The following is a 3,002-nucleotide window of genomic DNA, read 5'->3' on the forward strand; positions in this document are numbered from 1 at the left end:
GGGGTCTCCTCGTTTTCAGTGCAATAAGTGACGGTACGCAAAGCTAGCACTGGCGCGGGGGTGGTCTGGGTAGACCGTTGATTTCATTGACTTTCCTGTTCGCTTTGTAAACGGGTATGGTGGCCTCCCACTTTTGAGGTTCACGATGCAGGGTTGGCACACAACGTTTTTGGGGATGCGTGGGCTCCCCCGCGATATCAGCGACTTCGAGATGAAGGCATTTTTCACCTTCGATGGTGCCGAGCGCGACGCAATCAATGCACGCCGAGGTGATTCCCACAAGCTTGGTCTGGCGCTCCATATTGGTTTCCTGCGCATGAGTGGGCGTTTGCTCGGTGCCTTTCGGGTAATTCCAGTAGCCTTGTGGCGCCACCTTGGCAACGAGCTTGGCATTGCAGCACCAGAAGTCGCCTCGCTGAGAGCCATGTATGAACGCGGGCGCACGCTATTCGATCACCAACAAGTAGCCTGCACGGTCCTTGGATTCCAGTGGATGAGCGAGCACCAGCGCCGCTCACTGGTACGTGAACTGCGCGACGAAGTGGCGCGCTGCGCCGACCGCGATCAGCTACTCGTGCGGGCGCGTCAATGGCTGTACAAGAACAAGCTGGTGATCGTGCACGAGCGGGCAATTCGGACACTGATTGCGGCGGCACTTGCCCAGCTTGAAGTTGAAACAGGCACCGCCATCGCCGCCAGCGTTGATCCAGCAACACTTGATCGCTGGCGAGCCTCAGTTTCAGAGCTGCGCCCAGATGGACAAACCCAGCAGAGTTGGCTATGGGCTGCACCGGCGAAACACTCAACCCGCCAAATCAGCGAGGTACTGGAGCGCATCGACCTGCTTTACACGCTGGACGTTCATAAGCACCTGGCAGACATCCCCGATCTCATCTTGCGCCGCTACGCGCGCCGACTTGTCTCCAGGCCGCCCTCAGCCGGAGCCAAGATCAAAGAGCCAGCGCGCACCGTGGAGGTCGCATGCTTTCTTCGGTATTGCCTGTTCACCACCACAGACCAGTTGATCCTTATGGTGCAGCGCCGGATCGCCGATCTGTGGCGTCAGGCTGCCGCCGATGTCCCCGCTACCGTCAATTGGGCCGCAATGTACAAAACGCTGCTCGGCGAACTTGTTGCCTTGAGCGCGCAAGGTGCGGTGCCAGATGCTGAGTTGCGTGCCCGTCTTGAAGCCTTGATCACCGAAACCCAGAAACGCAAACCACCGAGCAGGGCCTCCCTGGTCCGCGAGGGATTGATTGATGGAATTCGCCCCGTGCGGTCGTTGCTCGTCGCCATTGCAAAGCTGCCCTGGCAGGCCACCGGCGAGCATCCTGCCATCGAGTACCTTGCCAAGCTGCAAGCTTTATATCTCAAAGGATCCAGAAAGCTGCCAGTTGAAGTGGTGGCACCAAGTCTGGGAATGATCTGGCAGGTTTCGATCTCCAGCCCAGACCGGGAACGGGCGTTTCAGGCGTTGGAGGTGGCCACCCTGTTTGCCCTGCGCCGCGCGGTGCGCAATGGCTCGGTCTGGATTGAGCACAGCCTGAGCTTTCGGGGTCGTGCGCGCTTGTTCTTCACGGACGAGCGTTGGCAGGCAGAGTCCAAGAAACACTATGCCCGTCTATCGTTACCCAGCAAGGCTGCCACTTTCTTGAAGCCTTTGCTGGCCAGAGTAACTGCCGGTGTCGATGCGGTGGCCGCTGCAGCCCGCAGTGGCGTACTGCGCGTGGATGATGAACTCCATTTGTCGCCATTGCCCGCAGAGGACGAAGACCCAGAAGTGACCAAGCTGCGCGCGGCTTTGGATCACCGCATCGGTGAGGTTCAATTGCCGGAAGTGATTCTGGCCGTTGACGCCCAGGTGCGCTTTAGCTGGATCATGCTCGGACGTGAGCCGCGCTCTACCGACGAGCTGCTGATGGTCTATGCCGGCATCATGGCCCACGGCACCAGTCTGACTGCGGTCGAATGCGCGCGCATGATTCCGCAATTGTCTGCCACCAGCATTCGCCAGGCCATGCGCTGGGCGCGGGACGAACGGCGTCTGAGCCAGGCCTGCCAGGCTGTGCTGGAATTCATGCAGCGACACCCGATTGCCGCCACCTGGGGGCGGTCCGATTTGGCATCTTCTGACATGATGAGCATGGAGACCACCAAACGGGTGTGGCAAGCCCGGCTTGATCCTCGGCGCAACACACCTTCCATTGGAATCTACTCCCATGTAAAAGACCGGTGGGGCATCTTCCATGCGCAGCCCTTTGTGCTCAATGAGCGCCAGGCGGGCGTGGCCATTGAAGGTGTCATCCGCCAAGAAAAGCTGGAGACCAGCCAGCTTGCTGTGGATACCCATGGCTACACCGACTTTGCCATGTCACATGCCCGTTTGCTTGGTTTTGATCTTTGCCCGCGGTTGAAGGAACTCAAACAGCGCCACCTCTTTGTGCCACGCGGCACCAAAGTGCCCGCAGAAATCGCTGCGGTGTGCGAAGCCAATGTCGACGTCGCTTTGATCGAAAAGCATTGGGATAGTCTGGTGCACCTGGCAGCCTCGGTCATGAGCGGACATGCCAGTGCGGTGGCAGCTCTTGCGCGGTTCGGTTCTGCCGCCCAGGGCGATCCAATCTATGAGGCTGGCGTGCAATTGGGGCGGTTGCTGCGTACGGCGTTTTTGGCTGACTACTTTGTCAAGGACGCTTTCAGGAACGAGTTGCGCCGGGTGCTCAATCGGGGCGAGGCTGTTAACGCCCTCAAGCGCGCCATTTATACCGGCCGGATCAGCCCGGCGCAGGCCAAACGTGTCGATGAAATGCAGGCTGTGGCCGATGCGTTGAGCCTGATGGCCAACATCGTGATGGCGTGGAATACCTCACAGATGCAGGCGGTCCTGGATCGCTGGTCGAACCGCCGCCAGGTCATTCCACCGGAACTGATCGGGAAGATTGCGCCCACCAGGCTGGAGAGCATCAACTTGCGGGGTGTGTTTCGCTTCCCGGTTGACCGCT

Annotated in this window: 1 protein-coding gene; it reads left to right on the top strand. The window is 59.5% G+C overall.

What is annotated here, in order from left to right:
* Positions 1-145: 145 nt before the first annotated feature.
* Positions 146-3,002 (top strand): Tn3-like element IS1071 family transposase (locus tag Q0C59_RS19360; RefSeq protein ID WP_291218657.1); only part of this gene is annotated, 2,857 nt, incomplete at its 3' end.

Origin of the sequence: Hydrogenophaga sp., from assembly GCF_022844385.1 — a bacterium.
In the GTDB taxonomy this organism is placed as follows: Bacteria; Pseudomonadota; Gammaproteobacteria; order Burkholderiales; family Burkholderiaceae_C; genus Hydrogenophaga.